This is a genomic window from Bacteroidota bacterium, from assembly GCA_030706565.1.
Taxonomy (GTDB): domain Bacteria; phylum Bacteroidota; class Bacteroidia; order Bacteroidales; family JAUZOH01; genus JAUZOH01.
The window spans coordinates 1-1,164 of record JAUZOH010000598.1; the positions used below are offsets into that span (position 1 = coordinate 1).

Here is a 1,164-nt window from a genome sequence, read left to right on the forward strand (position 1 = left end):
GGGAGAATTTTTTTATACCAAGCCATGCTTTTTTCGAGAAACTCAATATGGTTCCAAAGGGCAAAATGTGCTTCATGCCACCAGTGCATCTCCAGATGGAATTTCCCGTACCAGCTGTTGCAGGTCAGGCCTGTTTCCTGAGGAGGAACAGATCCGGCACATTGAATCCTCAATAGATACTGGGATAAAATAATCCGGCGTTCAAGCTCGGGGGCACGTTCATCTGTACTTCCTGAAAAATCAACAGCCCCTCCGGTTGTCCAATATTTCTTCCATACTTCATGGTTATTTTGGGCAGTTTCGATAAAACCCGGATTTTTTGCTACAGGCTTGCCAGGCGAGAACAAACAGGAAAAAGTAATTTCATCCTGGTTTTTCGATGGGGAAAGGACAAAATAATGCTTTGCCTTTTCTCTGATGGTCGCCTTTCCGCTCCATTCAATCTTTGCATAATATACGGTTGTATCCAGTGAACGACTTATAATTGCCCCGGCGGGAATTAAAGTCAAGCGTGAACCATGCTTTCCGGGATGGTTCCAATCGCATCCCGAATCAACATGCCCGCCCGTTGGATAAGGAAAACGGAAATTAATTTTTAAAAGCCCTTCTTTAATTAATGGGGAATGAACTTTTGCAGCCACCATATCTTTATTCTGATGACAATAAGTTGCCACCTCCACAGGCTTGCCCTTAATCAGAAAAGTGCTGTGAATTTCTCCGTTCCAGGGGTTGAGCACCTCATGGATATTTGAAATATCAGACATTTTTACCTTTGAACCGTCTGAATTTATGAGTTCCAGGCCAATACAGCCCAAATGCAGACGGTGGGGATTTACCCGGAAATAATCACCGGATTCTTTAGCATGAGCTGGTTCTTTCAGCTGTGATAAATATTTTATCTTTCTCCCATGAAAATCATATTCTTTATAGGACTCTTCGAGGCGGTAGTTTTTTAAGTTTGAGAAACTATGCCATCCCCATTGCGATTGGGTACCCAGGCATATGCCTTTTTCATAAAATTCGGGGAAAGTCTGCAAACCGGTGGCATCCACCGTAAAGGCAAATTCCCCGTTACCCACGGTCAACGAAGTCAGCGAATCAAATTTTTCAACAACGACCTTATGGCGTTCTACCAAAGCTTTCCTGTCAATAGGCTGGGCAAAA

The 1,164-nt window shown here is 43.5% G+C and carries 1 protein-coding gene; it reads right to left on the minus strand.

From position 1 onward, the window contains the following. A partial coding sequence (locus Q8907_17095) for a hypothetical protein (GenBank protein MDP4275987.1) occupies positions 1-1,164 on the minus strand: 1,164 nt, incomplete at both ends.